The sequence below is a fragment of the Acinetobacter sp. ANC 4648 genome, from assembly GCF_002135345.1.
Classification (GTDB): domain Bacteria; phylum Pseudomonadota; class Gammaproteobacteria; order Pseudomonadales; family Moraxellaceae; genus Acinetobacter.
Map to the genome: position 1 here is coordinate 1 of NZ_NEGI01000014.1, position 22,210 is coordinate 22,210.

Sequence of the window (22,210 nt, forward strand, 5' to 3'; positions counted from 1 at the left end):
TTTTTAATTTATTTAACTAGGTTATAGACTGGCTATTTAAAATAGTCAACATACAATCTATTCAAATACCCCTTAAACCTAGTTTTATAACCCCTTAAACCTAGTTTTATAACCCCTTAAACCTAGTTTTATAACCCCTTAAACCTAGTTTAATGAAGCCTGAAACCATTACCTAGCTTAGCTTTCAGGCTGTCTAAAAGCATTTAAAAGCTTAAAAGATTATTAAAAGCCCAGAACATGAAAAATTGCCCTATGTTTTCGCTGCGCTCAAACTCTATTGAACTTCGCTTTCGCTCAGTTCGAAGGGGCAATTTTTAGCAAAGACCAGATCACATTCAACTTTTGAAAAAAGCACAATCAAAAACAACAACAAGAATGAATTCGCTTCGCTCATAAAGCTTTTTTTCTCGCTACGCTCGTCTAGGCTCAAATTTTTGCATGTGATTAATGCTTTCTGGGCTTCATTAACCTAAAAAGCAGTTTTTCAGAAAGTCGAAGCGCGAATTTTTTCAGTTCACTCGTAGACACTCGTTCTGTTGTATACCTTTGAAGCATACAAGCTTTAAAAAACAGGCTTAAAACGAGTGTGTTTTGTGATTTTCAGGATTAAAAGGATCGGATAGGGAAATAAACCCATGCTATTTTTCGTTCTTTTGCGTTTTGCGCGTGTTTAAGCAGTCTTGACCTATCTCTGCCCATATTTCCCATTTTGGATCGTTTTGCGCGATTTCAGCGGTTTTTAACAAGATGCCTAAAAGTTCCGCTGGATTGCGTTGATCCAGTTGCGCAATTTCAAACAGCGCACCGAGTTGAATCAGGTGTTTGGTTCGAGCTTTGCGTTCAGCCTCTTTTTCGGCATTGAGCAGTTTACGGACTACGATTTTTTCTTTGTTGGCGCGATCCATGGCTTTTTCAGCTTTGATCAGAGCATTGAACTTTTTTTCTTGTTCTGGATTGCGATCATTAATTTTAGAAAGTTCGAGTAAAAGTTGTTGCGCATCGGATGGTTTTTTTAAAGCCGCAAGATAGGTGGTTTTTTCTGTTAACCAATTATTATTCATTTTTCATTCCTCAATAAAATACTCATTCGATTACACAGGACGATAACAAAAAACAATCAAGTGTCTTGATCATTTTTGTTAACTTTGTCCTTGTAAATCTCAATCGTATTTCCATCAAAATTTTTGATGGCGCGCTTAGACGTTTCTCTCTTCGAGAGAAACCTAATCACGAAAATTTGCTACGCAAATTTTAAAAAAGCAAAAGTAGCATCTACAGTGAGGTAGGCAGATGGCCATTGCACGACTCAGTGTGAAAACAGGCGGTGTTGGTAAAGCGGCAGCCCATGCCGAATATATCGAGCGTGATGAAAAGTATGCCAAACAAAAACAGGCAGATTTGGAATATTCCGAGTCTGGCAATATGCCGCCATGGGCGGAAGAAAATCCAAAGTTATTTTGGCAGGCAGCCGATCTGTATGAACGAAAAAATGGAAGTACCTACCGCGAATTTGAGATTGCTTTGCCACGAGAATTGAACGCTGAACAGCGACTTGAATTGATTCAGGATTTTATTGCGCAAGAGATTGGGACGAAATATCCCTATCAATTGGCGATCCATAATCCCAAAGCCATGGATGGTTTGGAACAACCGCATGCACACCTGATGTTTAATGAACGGCTGAAAGATGGGATCGAGCGAGATCCGCAACAGTATTTCAAACGCTACAACAGTAAAGCGCCTGAACAAGGTGGAGCCAAAAAAGACAATACAGGCAAAGACTATCGAACCCGAAAAGATGAAATCAGGGATTTAAGACAACGCTGGGAAGTGATGAGCAATCAGCATCTGGAACGTGCAGGACTCGATACTCGAATCGATATGCGCAGCTATAAAGATCAAGGCATTGAAAAAGACCCTGAAAAAAAGCTGTTACCGAGCCAAGCCAAAGATCCGATTATTCGAGAAGCCCTGAGCCAGTCTAGACAAGCAGATCGACTGGTTCAGCATTATGATTTAGGTGATTTGAGTCAAGATCTGGAACAGATCCAGCAGCGTAAAGGTCTAGTTCAGGATATTGAGCAAGGTAAAGCCGCGTTTAAGGCGGATTTTGAGCAATTTAAGGCACAGGCATTACAACAGTTTAAAGAACAGCAGAAGTTAGAACAGGAACAAGCCAAGTTGAAAGAATCTAAAGGAATAGAGCGATGACTCCAGAAGAAAAAAAACTCTATGCACTGATGACGATTGCTGAAGAACAGCAAAATGCGATTAATCAGGCGATTCAGAATCTTAATCTGACTCAAGAACAGATTCAGAAAGTGATTGCAAAGCAGACGCAAGCAAGCGTATCAGATGCTGTGAAAGAAGGACTGAAAGAAGGTTCTGAGAATATGGTCGAGACAGCCAAGCAATTGAATCAACTGAATCAGTCTATTCAGAAAAATATTAAGCAGTTGTCTTGGAAGTTTATTGCACTGTGTTGTAGTGGCATTTTTTCTATTGTGATGGCTTTTGTTGTTGTTTTTATGATGATCGTACCGAGTTTAGATGAGATTCAAGAGCGTAGAGCTGATTTAAAGCAGTTAAGTGAATATCCGATTCAAGTCAGAAAGACCAGTGATGGAAAAACAGTGGTTCGGGTGATGAGTAAGAAGTCTTGTTATGCTTTTGGGGATTCAAAAGTATATGACTGGTGTGAGATAGATCCTAAAAAATACTAGGATCTATGCGAAATTCAGATAACAGTCTGAATTTCGCATAAGCTGTATTATGTTAATTTTAGAAAAACTCAATAATCTACATATTGAACAGAAACAATTGTTGGATTATCAGAGTTATAACTTAAAGAATGTTTAGAAGATTCAAATGACACTGATAATTTATAGGTATCATTTGAAGCATCAGTAAAGTAATAATCCCCCGACTTATTAACTTTAACTGTTAATTTATACGTGTACCAAAGATTACCATCCTTATTTAGCAGGTATTTTTCGACATGTGTAGCAACAACAGTGTCAGAATCACAATCAATAAAAGTGTTACTACCAGATACTACAGGCCAAGAAACAGTATGAGCAGTATTAGATGTTGATTGTAATAAGTCTTCAGATTCAGAGGTTTCATCTGTGATTACGTCTACATAATAAGCGTTATTATCTTTTGATAGTAATGAACCTATTGGTTTTAGTTCTGAATTTTCCATAATATTTCCTGTTAATTTTTATAAAAGAAAAAATACCTTTAAATATTTAAATCTAAAAGTAATTTATAAAATAGCTTAAAATAAAATCTATGGCTATGATCTATTAAAATAATTAAATTACTATGCAAGCAACTCACCCTAAGAGCAGTAAAAAATTTCTTGATGCGGAAAAAGCTGAAAGCAAAGCTTGTACATAATATTGTCACATTAAGGAATTTTTGATTATATAAATTCCCCTATTTAACATAATGGCGCTTATGCGAATTTATTTTAAATATAATTATATATTTCAACTGTTTAAATTGTAAAAAATGAAAATTAAACTCTAAAAACCAACTTAGAAACAAATCGTTTTTTAGGGTTTAATCCTGATTTACTAAGAATTCTATTTTTGTATATAACTCTTCAGTACTAAGATCTTCAAGAGTTTTTTATATCTATTAATCTTCTAGAATACTTCTTAACATCCATGCCGTTTTTTCATGTATTTCAAGTCTTTGTGTAATTAGATCTGCTGTTGGTTGATCGTTTACTTCATTGACAATTGGAAAAATTCCTCTTGCTGTTTTTGCAACAGTTTCGTGAGCATTTACCAATAAGCTAACCATTTCTTGTGCTTTTGGGACACCCTCAACCTCCTTGATTGCAGTCAATTCAACAAACTGTTTGTACGTTCCAGGGGCAGGAAATCCTAATGCTCTTATACGCTCAGCTATCGTATCTAAAGCATTCCATTGTTCAGTATACTGATCCATAAACATGTTATGTAAACTGTTAAATTGTGGTCCCGTAACATTCCAATGAAAATTATGTGTCATTAAATATAAAGTATAGCTATCAGCAAGTAATTTAGATAATCCTGCGACAATTTTCTCTCGATCATTGTGCGAAATACCAATATCAATTTGTATTGCTTTGGCTTCTTTTTTAGAATTAGACATAGTTGATTTCCTTTTAATTTAAATACATGATATTTATATATTATTTAAAATAACTTTTTAAATCTAAAGCTTCATAGATAAGAATATAATTTAACAAACAATAAAATCAATGGTTATTAAACAACTATCATGTTGTTTTAAATAAACTCAATATTACAGCTAAAATAGATCAGTCCTTAAAACTTGTTTGATCGGACCGTCCAAAGTTACGGGGCAGATTATTTATGGGCCTTTTGTATAACTTGTATTATGTTAATTTTAAATTTTCTAAATAAATGTATTTAAAAAATAAGATTATTATCTAATAACTTTTACTCGATACAAGTTTCAGTTAAATCATTTTTAGATATATTCAATTTTATTGTATTAGCAAGAATACAAGAGTAATTTCTTAAATTATATTCTTGCACAGATGATACTGAATGAGGTCTTTTATGTTAAAGCTAAGTATCAATCCTTAAAGAATCTACTCAATTATGTTAAAAAAGCCCAACATTCTGTTGGGCTTTTTTTATTATTTAATTTTTGCCCACTCTTTGGCTAATAATTGTTTGAAACTTTGCTTTTTATTTTTTGTACATTCTTGAACAAGAATAGGAGTAACAGTCTCAATACCTTGCATATTGATAATTTGATTCTCCATACCCTTATTTTTCATATTTAAAGCTACACTGACTCCAATAGCTGTTGGTTGATATTTCGCATCAACCATAAGAAAATCTTCACATGTCCAGTTATTTACTGGCTTTTTTGAGGGTGCAGCATTTAAGAACATTGGTGTTAATGCAATACAAGATACGATAGCAATAGATAGTTTTTTCATTTTAATTAGACTCTTATGTAGTAAGAAAATAGTATTTATATTGGTTGTTACCTGCTGTAATTCTTTGTTGAATAAATGTTTAACAATCTAAAAATACTTTAACTATTACATCATGATTTCAACTTAAATTCATATATAATACATTGATAATTAAAATTATTTGATTAATAGCATTGTTAGTATAGTTTTAGCAGAAAATCTCTTATGCGAAGCCATGAAACATCCATTGAATGCCACATAAAATTATAAGGATTAAAACGACCAAAAAAAATATTTCTAATTTTTTCATTATTTAAGCTCCTCTATAATTGATATAAAAGCTCTTACCCGAAGTAATAAGCAATAAAAAAGCCCAACATCCTGTTGGGCTTTTTTACGTATTTGGTGCTTAGGTCTGACTCCTGTCGTACCTCACGATCCTTATGTCGATCTATTCTTGTTATTGTCGGAGCATCCTGCTCTCTATGTGGCCATGATAAGAAATTCATCAGTCAACGTATAGTCGCAAAGGGCCTGAATCTTTGTGCGCTCAGGCGTACACAGCTGCTTAAAATTTACCCCAAGGTTTATCCGCAGAAATTGTGGATTATTTCAGCGGTGTGACAGTTGAGAACTCAAGGAAAAACGAAAATATGAGCATTTAATGATCTATTTTATTGGCGAAATCTACCAGTTCTGATTAAAAAACAGCCGAGATGTTTCAATTCGGCTGTTTTTGAGTTTTTACGGTGATTTTAAATTAAATAAGTTTCTGAATTTATTTGAATTATTAAAAGCTATTTCGCATAAGCTCCATTATGTTAAATGGAATTTATGTGTGTTGATAAAAACAGTAACTTTTAAATGGTTTATCGCATAGACATTTTAATTGGTGAATAACAACAAAAAATTGAGAATCTATAGCCCTCACTTCGTATAATCACTGTTATAAAACCGAACCTGAAGGGTATCCAAGGGTTCATATTCATAGAGAATTATATGACTTCTGAAAGTAATAGAACTGGAGCTCTTGGCATTAATTATGTACAGAGAGTTTTACTTAAATGGGGATGGGGATTCGAATCTATTTCACAAGAAAATGATGATGGATTTGATGGTCTTATATATATCCGATCAAAACATTCGGATCCCCAGAATCCTGATAACAAAAGTAAGCAATCATGGGTTTTCACAGGAGGTTTAATTCATATACAAGTGAAAAGTGGAGATAGCTACATCAGTAGCCGAAATAAAGATCAGATAACACTTAAGATAAGAAATCTGAATAAAAAGAAAGAGATATGGAATAAATCTTCAATTCCTTGTATCTTAATATTTGTCGCTGAAGATGAAAAAGGGGGGGAATATTCATATTGGGCCGATCTAAAGTCGAACGAAACATATTTTGAAGATTGCAATACCATTATTAGTATCCCTCTAAAAAATAGATTCTCAATATCACAAGAATGCAAAGGTCCTTTAAGACGCATAGCAAGGACATCAGGGAATTACACTGATAAATATGTAATTGATATGGGGAAATCAGATTCCTTAGATAGTATTTTGCCATCAAGTCTTAAAGGGAATTTAAACTCTCCTTTAAAAAGGAAAGCTATTGAATTCTACCAACAATGGAAATTGATTGGAGCAACTAACCCTTACTTTGGTCAAGTAATAATTAACAGGACTGGATGGAGTCATATCACTCGCCAAGGCCGCCCTATAGCAAGAATTGAAACGAGCTTTAATTTGCTACCTATTGCGGCAAGAATCATAAATGATGTATCCAAATGGCGTACGCTAACTGCTATGCGACGATATGAAAATAGAAAGGACAATTATATCTGCCATATAGATTTTATTGGATTAACAGCAAAGGTTATTTTAAAAGAGCGTAATTCATCCGATGTTATGGTTATATTAAAAAGAGAAACAAGATTTAAAAAAAATGAAGGAGGAAATAGTACAGAAACCAGACTGTGGTTTTATACAGTTTACGAACCTGGACGCGGAAAATAAATTGGCAGTACAGTCGCGCTCAGACTGCCCCAGACGTGATATACACCGGTGCCAGAAAAAAGTCTGGCTCTTCATTTGTGCGTGTACTGCCAAAGCAAACAATACTATAAATATCTGAAGTGTCAATTAGTTCATGGGATTATCATACTAAAACTAACATAATACACCTTATACGAACTCAAAAATGGAAGCTTTAAGCCCCCATTTTACTATATTTTTTGAAAATTTCGCATAACGCCCATTATGTTAAATCAGGCCGTCTATAACGGTATACTTCCTTTAATAGAGAGACTATTTTTACTTGCAAATCTATTTTTATTTATCCCTTCAATTGCATACTGGGCTGCTCCATAAGGCCCTCGAAACAGGGATGCCGCATTAATAGAATAACTGTCACAAAATTCTAGAATTTCTAATGAATTTTTATTAGAAATTGTTAATTTCAAAAGTCCATTTTGTCTTTTCTCAGCCATTAGATCTGGAAGCAATCTCATCTCCTGAATCCGCTTATCAGCATAGGTAATTTTCTGATTTCTATTAATATCTTGTCTTACAAGAGTGAAACATCCCTGTTGAGAGGATATATTCAGATTTAAAGATCTTGGAATATTTATTACTTCAAAATTAGTTCTTCTGTGATCATTGAGAAGATTTTTTTTCTCTAGATCAAATACCCAAACAGACATATAACTATCCAGTGAAGATTCTCTATTAGATATCACACCAGATGCTGCAAAATAAGATGCAACTAATGGACTGTAACTCCAATCTAATAATTCTGTTGGATAGCCGTAATGTTGAGCAAAACCTAATAGTTCATACAAAGCTTTGTCAGGCCAACTTCTTGAATCATATGCTGCGCTACTGTTGTAATCTGCCAAATACTTTTCTCTAAATTCATAAGAATCATTTGGGATGGCTACAGCATTTGTATCACAACCTGCAACAAAGCTTTTTAAGTGTGCAAATTGACAAAAGCAAAGATCATTAAATGTATTAGTAAAAGAAGAATATTCAAAAACATCTCTAAATAAACTTGGAATTAAAAGATGATTAGAATCTGACTGCCCCCTATAAATTAATTTATGATTTGCAGCCCCAATATAAGAACTTAATTTTTCTTTATTGTCTGGTCTAATTAATTCTATAAATTCTTCATAAGAAACTATTAGCTCTACAAAACCTTCATGATTTATTTCTTTCATGTACCCTCAAATTCAACTTATAGATTTAATTAAGTCTTTCTAAAATTAACATAATACCGCTTATACGAAATGCTTGAAATTTTCCCTTTAGCCTCAATAGTTTAGTCAAAGCCATTCTAGGGTTCAGCGCACTAGAACGGTTTTTTTGTGATTATTCACGTTCCACGCCTATTCTTTGATCAATGTTTCACACTTTTGATTAGCTAATTTTAAAAATGAGAATTCAGTACAATGGCTTTCTTAAACTAAAAACATGCTATAGTGTATCTCAATTGAGTTACATAACATTAAGGTGAAGACATGACTTCTCAAACCTCAATGCTGCACGTTCGCATAGATGATGATACTAAGCTTCAAGCACAGCAAGCTTTAAAATCAATGGGAATGTCTGTTTCTGACGCTGTACGAATCTTTTTAACCCGTGTTGTTGCAGAACAAGCAATCCCCTTTGAGGTTCGTGTACCGAATGCACAGACTGTTGCTGCCATGAATGAAGCAGATGAACTGATCCAAGCTAAAAAAGCCCGTTTTGAAACTGTAGAAGACTTGTTTAATGACCTCGAAAAAAACAGCTAAATCCAAACGTGCCGTTTTACCTCGATCATCGGACTACACCAAAGAGTTTTTAGCAGATTGGCAACGGCTTTCTCGCAGTGGTCGCTATGACATGGGTAAGCTGAAGGAAGTCATGATGCTTTTAATCGCCAATGATGAACCTTTAGGGGCAGAATGGTTAGATCATGCTTTAAATGGTAATCAATGGAAAAGCTGCCGTGAATTGCATGTCGGTGGAGATTTTCTATTGGTCTATCGCATTGAGTGCCTGTCTAAGTTCGATATGATTGTTTTTGTTCGTGCTGGAACACACAGCGAATTATTCTAACCGAAAAAATTAGCCATTGGGTAAGAAGAATTTACTCCAGAATCCTCGTTTTTCTGGTTCTTCTTCTATTATTTTATTTATGTGAATATCACTTTGTTTATTTGGTGTTTTGACACTGTTTGAACTGTCTTTTTTACTGTTTAATTCTGTATGGTCTTGTTGTTCAATTGAGCTGTTTTGAACTGTCGATTGTTGTTCAATTTTTTCTTTGTGTGTGGAAGGGGTATAACCTAAAACAAGTTTTAATTCTTTTATTTCTTCTCTTAAACTACTAATTTCATTGAAAAGCCTATCCTCTCTTTGTTCTGCTTTTAGTCGAGAATTTTCAGACATTTCTAACATTTTTTTGTACAGTTCAATGCTGTCTAATTCTGTTTGGATTGAACTGTTTTGAACTGTCGGCTGTTGTTCAATTTGAACAGCTTTATCAGTCTTAGCCTCACCATATAGAACAATCATATCAACCATATCAATGACTTTTTGTCCCTGTTCATTGAGCGTGGCTGTTAATATTCCTTTAGATACCTTGTCATATAAAGCACCACGAGAAAGTCCATAAAGATTTGCCATTTTACTAATCGTTAGCTTTGCCATAATTACGCCAAATAAGACATTAAATTGAGTTTAAATTATTTATTTTAGGATTAAATCCCAGATTTTTTAAATGAGGTAAAAACAGTTTTTGCTTCTCTGGATCTCTCAACATATCTTTAATTCGAGCTGCAAGGACTTCATAGTTTTCATTACCTACGGCCAAATGACTTAAATCATGAAGTTCTGCTAATTGATTGCCAAACATATTGATTTGAGAGTCGCTCATTTTATAGAAATTTTGTTGACTTGATACTTTATTATTTAAGGCTGGAATAGCTTTTAATGTTGATTTCTGTTTAAGTTTAAATTGAAGATCAGTAATAATACGACCTTTTTTAAACTGATCATAACTAACTGTTATATCTGTATTTTTATTTATATCTGAAATTGCTTTTTCAAGCACATTGGTTTTAAAATTAGACATTGTGGCGTACTCATTTACGCCTACACCTAATTTAGCTCTAATATCATCAATATTATATTTTTCAGTTTTTCCTGTGCTTAACCATTTTATTAATAATTCATATAACCTTATGCTATATTTACTTTTAAAATCAGATACTTGCTCTAAATGATATTTGGTAAATTGTTCGCTTAGTCGACTAATTAAACTTATAACTTCATTACTTAGATATAAAACAATTAAACCGCTTGTATCGACATAAGTAACCTTATTCACCCAGTTTGCGGTGGTGTATGCTTCTTTTCCTTTGTATCTATCTAAATAGCTGAATTCTCGTCTTTTTAAGGTTCTAGCTGCATCTCTGATTAAGCTATAACTATTATTACTTTCGACCTTAAATTGATGCACATAGTCACTCACCGCAATTTCTATTGCAGTATTTGGTGTTAGATCATGAACTTCTCTAGCCTCAACAATAGCTAAAAGCATAAGACGCTGTTCTATTAATGAGAGATTAAAAGAAGCATCTATTAAGGCATTATCTTTAACGACTAATTTATTATTGCTCATTTAACCAGCTTTTTAATTTATTTAACTAGGTTATAGACTGGCTATTTAAAATAGTCAACATACAATCTATTCAAATACCCCTTAAACCTAGTTTTATAACCCCTTAAACCTAGTTTTATAACCCCTTAAACCTAGTTTTATAACCCCTTAAACCTAGTTTAATGAAGCCTGAAACCATTACCTAGCTTAGCTTTCAGGCTGTCTAAAAGCATTTAAAAGCTTAAAAGATTATTAAAAGCCCAGAACATGAAAAATTGCCCTATGTTTTCGCTGCGCTCAAACTCTATTGAACTTCGCTTACGCTCAGTTCGAAGGGGCAATTTTTAGTTAATACCAAATGTGATTTCAATATTGAAAAAGCAAGATCAAAAGCAACTCGGAATTCGCTTCGCTCATAAGTTTTTTATGCTCGCTATGCTCGGTCTAGCATCAACTTAATTTCATTCGCACCCATTCGGGATGCTCTAAATCTAAATTTTGGAATCTAAAGGGAGCTTGTAATCAGGGAAACAACCGAGGCAAATCTTTTATTGTGGCAGCTCGTAGACACTCGCTTAAAATTCATCTTTGAGAAGCAAGGTAAAAAATATAGCACTCCATATCAGCACCTCATATAGGAACTAACTATATGCCGATACGCAGTGCCGAGGCGAGGTGCCGAAGGTGTTGACTAGATTCACGGTAACGCAACCGCTACGCTAGGGCGTTTTTACCTATACCGAAACCCCCGTCGTTGCGCTACCGCGCACGACCACCCCCTTACTGAAAAGTATTGAGCTTCATTTGCTACGCAATGAACTCAACGAACTTTCTTAACCGTAAGAGGGTGGTCGTGCGTTCCTTACGACGGGGATGGGCTAGCCCCCCACTTCAAGGTCAGGCGTTGGGACGCCTTAAAAAATGGGTGCGCTTTGCTTCCATTTTTTCCCTTTTGTGGCTCCCCCCTTGTCCTCTTCGCTGGGGCTACGAGGATGCCTCACTGTCGTTCGTCCCCCCTTCGGGGCAACCCGCGTATCGGCTGATCGTGATTTGTCAGAATATTAGATTTTAATAATTAATAATTAATAATTAAAATCTATGTCATATATTTAAGCCTTTTTGTCTTTATTTTTTTTCAATCAGAATATTACTTTATAAATCATATAGAAAATCGTTTTTAGGTTATGACCATATACCACAAAAACTATATTTTTCAAAAACTTACTAAAAATAAATATTGTTTTTTATTATTAAATGAGCTTATTATTTTCCCATTTAGAGCTAAAAGATAATTATTTATGCGATTTTGGTTTTTAATTGCTGGGGGTTTCACACTCATTATTTTTTCTGCTGAGATCTCAGTTTTTTTGAGTGCCTTTTTCGCACACCCATTACGACACGTAATTTCTATTTTTGTCGGCATTTTTGCTTTTATGGTGTTAAGTGCGAAGCCAAATGAAACAAGTTTGAAAAAATTGGGTTCGAAAGTTTCTTTTTATGCTTTTTTCATTTTTATACTTATATTTTTTGTTCTCTGGTTTCCTGCTTATTTTCTGAAAAAAGTAGATAGCAATGAACTTTGGTTGTTTCTAACTTTTAGTATGAGCAGTTTTTTTATTTTTGTTCTATTTGATCGATTTTTTACACCGATATGGGAAAAAATAAAATTTTTTTGTACAAAAAAATCAGGCACAGAACGCAATAAAAAGAGCGATATCCGAGATATTGAAGCAAATTTTAAACAGACCAAAGAATATGATCCTGAGAAATTTTTTGACTCTAAAAAATGGTTTTTTGGCTTAGATATTAAAAATAAACCAATTTTCTATAACGGAGAAAAGCTCCTTCATACGCAGATCACTGGAGCATCTGGGTTTGGTAAGAGTATTTTACTGGGCCTTCTGGCTTCACAAGCGATACAAAAAGGTGAAGCCACCATTATTTTTGATCCAAAACAGTCAGGAGATGAGTGGTTCCCACATGTTTGCAAAAAGGCATCTGAGAAAGTTGGTGCAAGATACTATTTTATTGATCTCCGTCGTGGTGAAGCCCAATTAAATCTTTTTGAAGATGCTACGCCTGAGCAAATTGAAAATCTTTTAATTGCTGGGTTTTTGCTCGAAGATCGAGGTGATGCAGCTGATTATTACCGTGGTAAAGATCGTAGGATGGCAAGATTTGTTGGAGAAAATTATCAATTGGGGCTGACAGCAACCAAGATTAGTCAGGAATATGATCAATATTTTAGAAGTAAAGAAAATGAGGCTGAGAGTTTTGCCAATCAGCTTGAGGAAATAGGCCGGGTTAAAGCTGTTAATGCAACTCATGGAATTTCATTAAAAAAAATTATAGAGAATGGGGAATTTCTCTATATTGCAGGCGATTGGCAAGACCCCAAGTATGTCAAAGTACAACGTATGCTTCTTGATCGGATTGTTCAAATTGTGAGTGAACGAGATAACAACCTCGAAATGCCGAAGCAAGTCTGTGTCATTTTGGATGAGTTTTCTTTCCAAATTTCTAAAATTTTTGGGGATTCTCTTAAAGTTATTCGAGACAAAGGGCTACATTTTATTCTGGCACATCAAAGTATTACTGATCTAACCAATGTCCCCGCGAACATGGATGCACAGGCATTCGCAGGTTCTGTTATGTCGAATTGTAGTTTGAAGTTTATGTACCGTGCAGTGGATTTTGAAACAGCGAAATATTTTTCCGATTTCTCTGGGGAAATTTTGGTGGATGATGAAGCTCGATATGTCGAAAAAACGCTTAGTTTGACTGATCGAGTGACGGCAGAGAAACAAATTAGGCAAACAGAAAGAAATTTATTCGATGTAAATACAATGCTGTTACTTCCCCCGAAAACTGGAATTTTTTATGGTAATGGCATAGCAAGAGTTTCAAGTGTTTATCCGATTAAAGTTGAAAAAAATGCTGATTCCAAACGGGTTGAGAACTTTGATAATTCGAAAGATGTAGAAAACATAAATCCTTCTAACATTTTTATTTTCAGTAATTTGGAGTGATTAATGTCAAATTTAATCAGCTCCAAAGCAGAACGGGACCGAATTAAGGCAGAGAAGCAAGCCAAGGTACTGTCTTTCTTACTTGAAGAGGGTTATAGCACAGCAATAGTCTTGGCTGAATTTTTAAAAATGACACCGAATGGTGTGCAAAGGATTTTGCGAAAAATGGAAGCTAATGAGTTGATAAAAGCTCATACCGTTGATTTTGAGGTGGGGCCGTGGAATCTCAAAATTTGGGGGGTAACTCCGACTGGAGCACTTTTAGCAACGCCTGAAGATGAGCAAGTAAAGTTTTTTGAGGTGGGGCGTGTGAAACTAATCACTATGACGCATAGCTTGGCTTTACAGCGCGTTAAAGTGCTTGCACTTAGTCAGGGGTGGAGTGAGTGGGAAAGTAGCTCTAAGATGCTACAGAACGCAAATTTAAGCCGTTCGACATGGTTGCAAGTCCCAGATGCTGTTGCAATATCCCCAAAAGGGAGAAAAATTGCAATTGAGCTAGAAAGAACAGTGAAAACGCCTAAACGTTATGTCGAGATTTTGGCGAACTATGCTGAAATGATGTCTATGGGCGTCATTGATGAGGTGATCTATGTGTGTCCTGCACAGTTGACAGCCCGATTAGAAAGGCTGTTTCATCGGATTGAGAAAATTACTTTTAGAGGAAAGGTCATCCCAACACCTGAAGGTTTATTAAGACGTTTTTATTTCATTTCATATGAGAAATGGGAAACAAGTGCACAAAATTTTTAGGATTAAATGAACATGGAAAAAAGTATGTTACGTGAGGCAATCTATCCATCTCAACATAATGGCTATTACCCTGTGAAGGTTCTATATGGCTTTGTCTTAGATGATGGAATTAGTTATCTATTGATATTCTCCCCTAAAAGGGTAGGAGGCACTCAAATAACAGCCTTAAGTACTCAGATTAGAAGTGATTTTTTTAATTTGTTGTTAAAAGAATGTCCTGATGAATTTTTCTCAGAAAAAGTAAAAGTCATTCAAATTATAAAAGATGATTTTGATCGATTTTATGGACGTGAGTGGGATATGAATCAGTGGCATGAGGCGACTTATGTTGAGAACTCAAAATGTAAGTTCTTTATAGAAACACTGAACTTACAAACGCCTGATGGTTCTGATCAAATTAAGATTCAAGGAATTCTAGGCTAAGGGCATAATTTTTTAGCCCATGAAATGTCTATGCGATAAACCATTTAAAATGACCTGTTTTTAACTATAAGCTTCAAACATTGGTATTGGATATATTCCATTCAGTTGATATACAAATGCGACGAGCCATGTCGCTAGGTAGTTGCATATATCTATAATTCTGATATCCTGGCAAAAAACAGGATAAGTAGCTGGTTTATGAACGCACTCGAAAAATTTTTACCCCTCGAAGCAACGCTGATACGTGAAAAAAGAATTCGTATGGGATTAACTCAATTGGAGTTAGCCTGTTTATTAGAATTAAAAGAAAATGGGGAAAGAACGATACGAGGTTGGGAGCTTGGAGAACATAAGCCGTCAAAATCTAAGCTTTCTAAAATTTTAGAGCTTCATGAAGAAGCGCCTTTTAGAAATGAAAATAATGATTATAAGTTTACTTTCATTGATTTATTTGCAGGTATCGGTGGGATTCGATTACCTTTCCAAAAACTAGGTGGTAAGTGTGTATTTAGCTCTGAATGGGATAAGTTTGCCCAAAGAACCTATGCTGCTAACTATGGTGAGGTTCCATCGGGAGACATTACACAAATTTCAGCTAATGATATTCCTGATCATGACATTTTAATGGGAGGATTTCCTTGCCAATCATTTTCTCAAGCAGGTTTAAAAAAGGGCTTTGAGGATACTCGAGGAACTATGTTCTTTGAAATACAAAGAATTTTAGGGGGGAAAAGACCCAAAGTCTTTTTACTTGAAAATGTTAAACAATTAAAAGGTCATGAAAAAGGACGAACCTTAAAAACTATTTTAAATATTTTGACTGGGGAAAGTGATCAATCTTTAGATGATGTTCCGATGTCTCAAGATGCTAGAAATGCATTAGGAGAAAGGCTTAACTATTGGATTGATTTTAGAGTACTAAGAGCAGCAGATTTTGGTATTCCCCAAAATCGTGAACGGATTTTTATTGTTGGTTTTGATAAAGATTATTTTGGTGAAAATTTTGATTTTGATAAAATATTTAAATGGCCTATTCCTACTTGTGAGCCTACAAGGGTTGGAGATATTTTAGAGCCTCAAGATATTTTAGATGCTCAGGAAGATAAATATACCATTTCCGATAAATTATGGGCGGGACATCAACGTCGTAAGGAAGAGCATAAAACTAAGGGGAATGGTTTTGGGTGCTCTGTTTATACAGCTGATAACGCTTATACAAATACGATTAGTGCCCGATACTATAAAGATGGTTCCGAGATATTAATTGATCAAAGTCACCTAGGTAAAAATCCTCGAAAACTTACTCCTCGAGAGTGTGCGAGATTACAAGGGTTTCCTGATGAGTTTATTGTTGATGCTGTATCACAAGCACAGATTTATAAACAATTTGGAAACTCAGTATGCGTTAAAGTGATAGACGCTATTGCTAAACAACTTGTTGAAGTGCTTGATTACAAAATTAAAGTAGATAAGACCTAATGAATAAGGGCCTAAAAGGCCCTTATTTTATGGATAAGTTTGACGAATTAGAGAATCCCAATAACTATTGTTAGCTCGCCATTGAGCATATGGTCTAGGGTTTGTTTCATACATACCAGAGTCGTAGAAAACGACTCCAATTTTTACTAAATAAATCCAATTATTAAAAGTAATAGGATCCCCGAAACAAATCTGATTATAGACACCAAAATTATCAGTTTTACAGGTGAACCATCCTTTTTGATTAAACTTATCATTAACTTTTTTAGCTAATTTAGTTGCATCCCATCGGGCTATTACTATAGGTGACTGCCTATAGCGTTGTGGAACAATTGATTCTTTATCAAGCCTAAGATCTCTTTGATAATCATAAACAATTTCAATATCATTGTTTGGGCATACTAAGAGAATACAACCAAAACCATTCCATTGGTCAATTTTCGGAATAGGTTTTCCTGACCAAGAAAGACGATTTTCTTTTTCTATATTAGGTTGCCCCCAGATAGGAAGAAAGTGAGTATTCCTTCTATGTACAGCGGTTACTCCTTTTTCTCTAGGAATAATCTCCTTGTCATTAAAAATAAAATAATTAGGACTCCAGTCTCCAAATGTTGTTTTTGAAGTGGTCTGATTTTTCATTTCAAACCCTAACAAATCTGGTGCATTGGAAGCATTGGGTTTAATACCCATTTGTTTTTCTAACCAATGGCCCTTTTTTCCATCATGATTTTGATTTTGTTGAGATGTATCAGGTGATTTTCCGTATACATTTTCCATAAATATTTGAACAATTTCTTGTTCTTGTGAGGAAGCCATTTTTTTCTCCGCGAAAATAAATGGCTTAGTCTATGATGTGTAGGGATGGATTTAAATAAAATATTGAATAATATATGGAAATTTAAGTTTTTTCATTGGAAGAACTGGTCATTTCTATTTGGGTTTTTAGCATAAGAGATTTTATGTTAAATGCTTACATCATCTAGTGTCTGTGACTAACTTTTACACTCTATATTGTGGCGGTAAATATTAGTTTATTCTTAATGTTACAAAACACTTTTATTGAATATTTAAAAACCAAAAAGTATACTAAATGAATTAATAAATATTTGAATTTTAATAATATTAGGGGATTATAATGAAGTTCAAGCGTATTTCAAAAATTGATAACTTTTCAATTTTTAAGAGTTTTGATTGGGATTCTAATTTAAGTTATCAAAATGGGGGAAATACTGAAATTTATGATTTCAAAGATATTAATATTTTTTATGGTAGAAATTATTCAGGTAAAACAAGCCTTTCGAAGATTGTAAGATCCTTAGAAACGAAAAACTTATCTCTAAAATATGAAAATCCTAGTTTTAAAATTGAGTTAAATGATGGAAGTCTTATTACTCAAAATTTACTGTCCAATTTTCAACATCCAATATACGTTTACAACTCAGATTTTGTGAAAGAAAATCTAAAATTTCTTCATAACGAAGACGAGAATATTAAATCTTTTTCTGTCACTTTAGGTGGTGATAATCAACAAATCTTAAATCGTATACAAGAGTTAAAAGATGAATTAGGCTCAAATGAGGAAAATGCTAAGTCTCAACTTCATTTAGCTATTAATGATCAAAAAAATAAAGTAGAAGAATCGGAAAAAGAACATCGTAAAAAAGAGAAGTATTTAGAAGATCTTTTAGCAGATAAAGCAACAAGAAAGCCTGATTCTATAAAGAATCAATACTCTATTTTTGGTGAGATTAATTATACTATCACTAGGCTTAAACAGGATATAGCTTCTACTCAAGACTCTGCTTTTCAAATTTTAACTAATGCTCAAATAGAAGAAAATAAAGCGCTAATAACTCAAAAACAATTAGAAAATCCACCTGAACTTTCAGTTTACACTTTAAATTTTTCTTCTCTTACCCAATCTACAGATGAAATTTTAAAAACCATTGTTGGTGGTTCTCAAAAAATTGAAGAATTAGTTAAAAATAGTGCTTTAAATACATGGGTACAAACAGGGCATCAGCTACATAAGGATCGAACCACTTGTGCTTTTTGTACTAATGAAATTACTGGTGATAGGCAAACACAATTAAGAAATCATTTTGATCAAGAAACCCAAAAACTTCAATCTCGTATATCGAAAGGTATTGAACATTTAGAAAACTTACTAGATGGTGAAAATTTTAAAATCAGTTTTGATATTAGTCATTATTATAGACAACATCATACTGACCTTTTACAGCTCAAAGCAGATCTACAAGCAAATTTAGACAAGCAAAAAATTTCTATTCAACAACTTAAAAGTTTGTTGCAACAAAAAAATGAAAAAATCTTTACTGAATTAGATGCGGAATATCCAAATGATTATTCTGGAGAAATAAATACTACTCTCCAAAAAATTTCAGCGATAAGGCAGGCCTGTATTAAACTCAACAGTGAACTTAAACTTAAACAAGAAGAGGCTCAAAAAGCTCTTCGTTTAAATCATGTTTACCATTTTCTACAAGATATAAATTATACCTTATTAAAAACAAATATACACACCGCTTTCCTAGTAATTGATCCTCTGGTTCAAGCTCTAAGGAATTTAAATATAAGAAAAACTACCATTGAAGCTGAAATTAAAAGTGAAGAAGATAAATTAAAAACCGAAGGTGAAGCTTGTGCTCAAATAAATAATATTCTTAATCATGATTTTGGACATCAGCATTTAAGCCTTGAAGCTATAGAAACGGACACTATCAATGGCAAAGTCTTCAACTTTGAAATACAACGTGTTAGAAACGGGAATAAAGTAAAAGCTCATAATTTAAGTGAGGGAGAATGTAGTCTGATTGCTTTTTGCTATTTTTTAGCAAAAGTTCAAGATTCTTTAAACAATGGAGGTAGTCCAATTATTTGGATTGATGATCCAATTTGTAGTTTAGATAGCAATCATATTTTCTTTATTTTTTCACTTATCGAAGAACGGATCTGTAAAGAGAAAAAATTCTCGCAACTATTTATATCTACACATAATTTAGAGTTTTTAAAGTATTTAAGAAGGCTTACTGGAGCAACGCCAGATGGCTCAATTGGCTTAGTTAAAGAAGAAAAAAGACGAGCTAGTTATTTTCTAATTCAAAGGCATGATAATTTTTCAATTATTCGACAAATGCCTCTTTATTTAAGTAAATTTTTAACTGAATTTAATTTTCTATTTGATCAAATTTATAAGTGTGCAACAGTAACTCAAATTGATGATTCAAACTTCCATCTTTTCTACAATTTTGGAAATAATGCTCGAAAATTTTTAGAAATTTATACCTTTTATAAGTTTCCCTCTCCATCATACAAACTTGATTCTCAATTAGAAAGTTTTTGGGGGGAGCAAATTTATAAGACTTTAACAGATAGAATTCATAATGAATATTCACATATGACAGGTGTACTTGAGCGTGGAGAAACTATCTCAGAGCAACCTGAAATGCAAAAATCAGCCAAAGCTATCATAAACAAAATTCAGTCAGAAGATTTAGGTCAATACAACGCACTATTAGAAAGTATAGATATACAGATTTTGGATGACTCTCTTCACCCCAACAATCAAGCTGCATAACAAATGAATGCCTCGGTTTACTAGTGTCTCGTTGGTATTATATTAGATTTCCTAAAATTAACATAATACACCTTATACGAAATGCTCTTTTTATTTCTATATAAATCATTCGCTTAAATGTTTCAGAAAGGCCCAATCTCAACCGATTGGGCTTTTTACGTGAATAGTCGTGTTCCACGCCTATTCTTTGATCAATGTTGCATGGCTTTAATTAGCACAGCTAAACAGGTTAGTTAGCCATTCGGCAAGAAAAACCGGCTTAACCACCCTCTTTTCGGCTGCTCTGGTTTAACGTGTTCCGGCACTGAAATGCGATGATTTTCCGTTTGTTCCGGAGTAGTCAATCCGTCATGTTTAGGCTCTATTGTGCCCTGTTCAGGATCAGTTTTGGCCATACTGCTTTGTACAGGTTTTTGATCGGTAAACGTAGTCATATAGGGTTTAGGGGCTTCTAGTAGGCGTTGTATAGCATCAATTTGGTTATCCTTAGCCTCTAATTGTTCTCTTTGAAAAATCTCACGGTCATGAGCAAGTTCTAGTTGTTTTTTTAGCATGTCTACCTGTTGTTTTAACATGTCTACTTCTGTCTCTTTTTGTACCGTAGCAGACTGTAACGTGGTTACATCCTTATTTTTATTAGATGGTTCCCCAAATACACGTAGAGCTTCTGAAAAATCAATTTTCCCATCACTATTTTTAGATAAATCCCCTTTATTAATACGTTTATAAATGCTTTGGCGATTCATTCCATATAGATTAGCCAACTCAATAACAGACAATGCTTTCATCATGTAGCCCAAATAAAAAATATGTATCAGTAAACATTAGGTTGTCATGTAACGTTACATCACTGTTTTATCGATATCCAACTTTTTTAAGATATGGATAGAGTTCTTTAAATCGTTCAGGATCTTGTAGCATTTCGGCAATGCGGATAGCAAATTGCTGGAAGCTTTCTGTGCCGTGAGAATATTTACCCATATCAGGAAGCTCTGAAAGCTTATTAGCGAACATATGACGTTGAGCATCTGTCATCTTTGAAAATAAATCGAAAGTATTAGGATCTCTTTTTGTGTCGATTAGCGGAGCATTAAGTTTCTTCTGTTTAAAAGTGAATGAGAAACCTGAAATAGATCTACCGGTTTTATGTTGCTCATACTTAACTGCAATATCGGTATGTTCATTGATTTGTTTAATAGGTAGTTCTATCACCCATTTTTTAAAGTTGTCCGAACGAATATATTCAGTATCAAGAACTCCCATTTTTTTTCTAAATTCTTCTAAGTGTAAAATTGGAGTTTTGCCAGTACTACGCCATGCAATAAGAATTTCATATAAACGTACAGCATAAGCACTGTTTAAGTTACTAATTTGCTGTAGTTCATATTTAGTAAACTGCTTTTCTAATCGAGTAATTAAGGGAACTATAGCAGGAGCAAAAATTAGCTGAACTACAGCTTCATTATCTATATAGCCTACTTCACTAACCCATCTACTCATTTTATTTATTGTATTGCCTTTGGCTGATATTTCTTGATAGCTAAATTGCCGAGCAAACAAGTCTTTACATGCATCTTTTAATGCTTGATAGGCTGTATTTCGATGTACGTTAAATTGGCTAATATAACTTTCAGCATGAACCGTTAAAGGATCATTTGCATTAATACCTTTGCCACTTTGCCGAGCTTCAACAATAGCCAATAAGATTAATCGTTGCTCAACCAAATCTAGATTATAACTAGCGTCTATCAGTGCATTATCTTTAACTACTAACGGTCTCAAATCTTATTATCCTAGTGTTTTTTTAATCTAGTATTTACTTTGTATAATATTAACTAGTTATATGCAAGGTAAACCTAGGAGTATTGCAAGGTAAACCTAGGAGTATTGCAAGGTAAACCTAGGAGTATTGCAAGGTAAACCTAGGATATTGAGAGCTACAATGCTTGCTAATAAAGGCTCTTAGGGTATCTAAAAGCATTTAAAAGCTTAAAAATAATTAAAAGCCTAGAGAATGAAAAATTGCCCTATGTTTTCGCTACGCTCAAACTCTATTGAACTTCGCTTACGCTCAGTTCGAAGGGGCAATTTTTAGTTAATACCAAATGTGATTTCAATATTGAAAAAGCAAGATCAAAAGCAACTCGGAATTCGCTTCGCTCATAAGTTTTTTATGCTCGCTATGCTCGGTCTAGCATCAACTTAATTTCATTCGCACCCATTCGGGATGCTCTAAATCTAAATTTTGGAATCTAAAGGGAGCTTGTAATCAGGGAAACAACCGAGGCAAATCTTTTATTGTGGCAGCTCGTAGACACTCGCTTAAA

At 34.1% G+C, this 22,210-nt stretch carries 20 protein-coding genes; 10 read left to right on the forward strand and 10 right to left on the reverse strand.

Annotation, left to right across the window (positions count from 1 at the left end; all coding sequences use genetic code 11):
- Positions 1–638: 638 nt before the first annotated feature.
- Positions 639–1,061 carry a conjugal transfer protein TraD gene (locus tag B9T27_RS14625; RefSeq protein WP_086207544.1) on the reverse strand — a complete coding sequence of 141 codons (423 nt, stop codon included), beginning with the start codon at positions 1,059–1,061 and terminating at the stop codon, positions 639–641.
- Positions 1,062–1,290: 229 nt separating this feature from the next.
- On the opposite strand from B9T27_RS14625, the gene B9T27_RS14630 reads away from it, so the two are divergent.
- Together B9T27_RS14630 and B9T27_RS14635 are read left to right on the forward strand one after the other, a co-directional pair.
- Positions 1,291–2,211, forward strand: a complete 921-nt coding sequence (locus B9T27_RS14630; protein ID WP_086207545.1) for a MobA/MobL family protein — start codon at positions 1,291–1,293, stop codon at positions 2,209–2,211.
- Positions 2,208–2,723, forward strand: coding sequence for a hypothetical protein (locus B9T27_RS14635; RefSeq protein WP_086207546.1), 516 nt, complete (start codon positions 2,208–2,210; stop codon positions 2,721–2,723). The genes B9T27_RS14630 and B9T27_RS14635 overlap by 4 nt, the downstream gene beginning before the upstream one ends.
- Before the next feature lie 68 nt (positions 2,724–2,791).
- Here B9T27_RS14635 and B9T27_RS14640 read toward each other — a convergent pair whose 3' ends face one another.
- The 3 genes from B9T27_RS14640 to hdeA all read right to left on the reverse strand — a co-directional run bounded on the left by B9T27_RS14640 (position 2,792) and on the right by hdeA (position 4,969).
- Positions 2,792–3,205: a hypothetical protein gene (locus B9T27_RS14640; protein ID WP_086207547.1), complete on the reverse strand. Its 414-nt coding sequence runs from the start codon at positions 3,203–3,205 to the stop codon at positions 2,792–2,794.
- Positions 3,206–3,645: 440 nt separating this feature from the next.
- Complete coding sequence (locus tag B9T27_RS14645; protein ID WP_086207548.1) at positions 3,646–4,146, reverse strand: Dps family protein; 501 nt, start codon at positions 4,144–4,146, stop codon at positions 3,646–3,648.
- Between the two features lie 514 nt (positions 4,147–4,660).
- Entirely contained in the window at positions 4,661–4,969 is a 309-nt protein-coding gene (hdeA, locus tag B9T27_RS14650) for an acid-activated periplasmic chaperone HdeA (RefSeq protein WP_086207549.1), read from the reverse strand.
- A gap of 978 nt (positions 4,970–5,947) precedes the next feature.
- On the opposite strand from hdeA, the gene B9T27_RS14655 reads away from it, so the two are divergent.
- On the forward strand, positions 5,948–6,967 hold the full coding sequence (locus B9T27_RS14655; protein WP_086207550.1) for a DUF4365 domain-containing protein: 1,020 nt from the start codon (positions 5,948–5,950) through the stop codon (positions 6,965–6,967).
- Between the two features lie 260 nt (positions 6,968–7,227).
- Here the strand turns inward: B9T27_RS14655 and B9T27_RS14660 are convergent, their stop codons facing one another.
- The gene (locus tag B9T27_RS14660) at positions 7,228–8,172 is read right to left on the reverse strand and encodes an FRG domain-containing protein (RefSeq protein WP_086207551.1); all 945 of its coding nucleotides are present in this window, start codon (positions 8,170–8,172) and stop codon (positions 7,228–7,230) included.
- Between the two features lie 300 nt (positions 8,173–8,472).
- On the opposite strand from B9T27_RS14660, the gene B9T27_RS14665 reads away from it, so the two are divergent.
- Together B9T27_RS14665 and B9T27_RS14670 are read left to right on the forward strand one after the other, a co-directional pair.
- A complete protein-coding gene (locus tag B9T27_RS14665; protein WP_086166664.1) occupies positions 8,473–8,748 on the forward strand; it encodes a type II toxin-antitoxin system RelB/DinJ family antitoxin in 276 nt (91 codons plus the stop codon).
- On the forward strand, positions 8,726–9,055 hold the full coding sequence (locus tag B9T27_RS14670) for a type II toxin-antitoxin system YafQ family toxin (protein ID WP_086207552.1): 330 nt from the start codon (positions 8,726–8,728) through the stop codon (positions 9,053–9,055). Before B9T27_RS14665 ends, B9T27_RS14670 begins: the two co-directional genes overlap by 23 nt.
- Before the next feature lie 9 nt (positions 9,056–9,064).
- Here B9T27_RS14670 and B9T27_RS14675 read toward each other — a convergent pair whose 3' ends face one another.
- Both B9T27_RS14675 and repM (B9T27_RS14680) read right to left on the reverse strand, forming a co-directional pair.
- Positions 9,065–9,649 (reverse strand): plasmid replication DNA-binding protein, encoded by a 585-nt coding sequence (locus B9T27_RS14675; RefSeq protein WP_086207553.1) that lies wholly within the window; start codon positions 9,647–9,649, stop codon positions 9,065–9,067.
- A 19-nt stretch (positions 9,650–9,668) separates the two neighbouring features.
- Positions 9,669–10,622 carry a replication initiation protein RepM gene (gene repM / locus B9T27_RS14680; RefSeq protein WP_086207554.1) on the reverse strand — a complete coding sequence of 318 codons (954 nt, stop codon included), beginning with the start codon at positions 10,620–10,622 and terminating at the stop codon, positions 9,669–9,671.
- 1,277 nt (positions 10,623–11,899) lie between these two features.
- Between repM (B9T27_RS14680) and B9T27_RS14690 the strand changes: the two genes are divergently transcribed.
- The 4 genes from B9T27_RS14690 (at position 11,900) to dcm (ending at position 16,285) form a co-directional block, all read left to right on the forward strand.
- Positions 11,900–13,630: a type IV secretory system conjugative DNA transfer family protein gene (locus B9T27_RS14690; RefSeq protein ID WP_086207555.1), complete on the forward strand. Its 1,731-nt coding sequence runs from the start codon at positions 11,900–11,902 to the stop codon at positions 13,628–13,630.
- 3 nt (positions 13,631–13,633) lie between these two features.
- The gene (mobC, locus tag B9T27_RS14695) at positions 13,634–14,383 is read left to right on the forward strand and encodes a winged helix-turn-helix domain-containing protein (RefSeq protein WP_086207556.1); all 750 of its coding nucleotides are present in this window, start codon (positions 13,634–13,636) and stop codon (positions 14,381–14,383) included.
- Positions 14,384–14,395: 12 nt separating this feature from the next.
- Positions 14,396–14,806 carry a hypothetical protein gene (locus B9T27_RS14700; RefSeq protein WP_086207557.1) on the forward strand — a complete coding sequence of 137 codons (411 nt, stop codon included), beginning with the start codon at positions 14,396–14,398 and terminating at the stop codon, positions 14,804–14,806.
- 198 nt (positions 14,807–15,004) lie between these two features.
- A complete protein-coding gene (gene dcm, locus B9T27_RS14705) occupies positions 15,005–16,285 on the forward strand; it encodes a DNA (cytosine-5-)-methyltransferase (RefSeq protein ID WP_228146234.1) in 1,281 nt (426 codons plus the stop codon).
- 27 nt (positions 16,286–16,312) lie between these two features.
- Here dcm and B9T27_RS14710 read toward each other — a convergent pair whose 3' ends face one another.
- Positions 16,313–17,101, reverse strand: coding sequence for an LlaMI family restriction endonuclease (locus tag B9T27_RS14710; protein ID WP_086207558.1), 789 nt, complete (start codon positions 17,099–17,101; stop codon positions 16,313–16,315).
- Between the two features lie 319 nt (positions 17,102–17,420).
- On the opposite strand from B9T27_RS14710, the gene B9T27_RS14715 reads away from it, so the two are divergent.
- Positions 17,421–19,883, forward strand: a complete 2,463-nt coding sequence (locus B9T27_RS14715; protein WP_086207559.1) for an AAA family ATPase — start codon at positions 17,421–17,423, stop codon at positions 19,881–19,883.
- A gap of 233 nt (positions 19,884–20,116) precedes the next feature.
- Here B9T27_RS14715 and B9T27_RS14720 read toward each other — a convergent pair whose 3' ends face one another.
- Together B9T27_RS14720 and repM (B9T27_RS14725) are read right to left on the reverse strand one after the other, a co-directional pair.
- Complete coding sequence (locus tag B9T27_RS14720) at positions 20,117–20,671, reverse strand: plasmid replication DNA-binding protein (RefSeq protein WP_171263418.1); 555 nt, start codon at positions 20,669–20,671, stop codon at positions 20,117–20,119.
- Positions 20,672–20,738: 67 nt separating this feature from the next.
- Positions 20,739–21,665 (reverse strand): replication initiation protein RepM, encoded by a 927-nt coding sequence (gene repM / locus B9T27_RS14725; RefSeq protein WP_086207561.1) that lies wholly within the window; start codon positions 21,663–21,665, stop codon positions 20,739–20,741.
- Positions 21,666–22,210 lie beyond the last annotated feature (545 nt).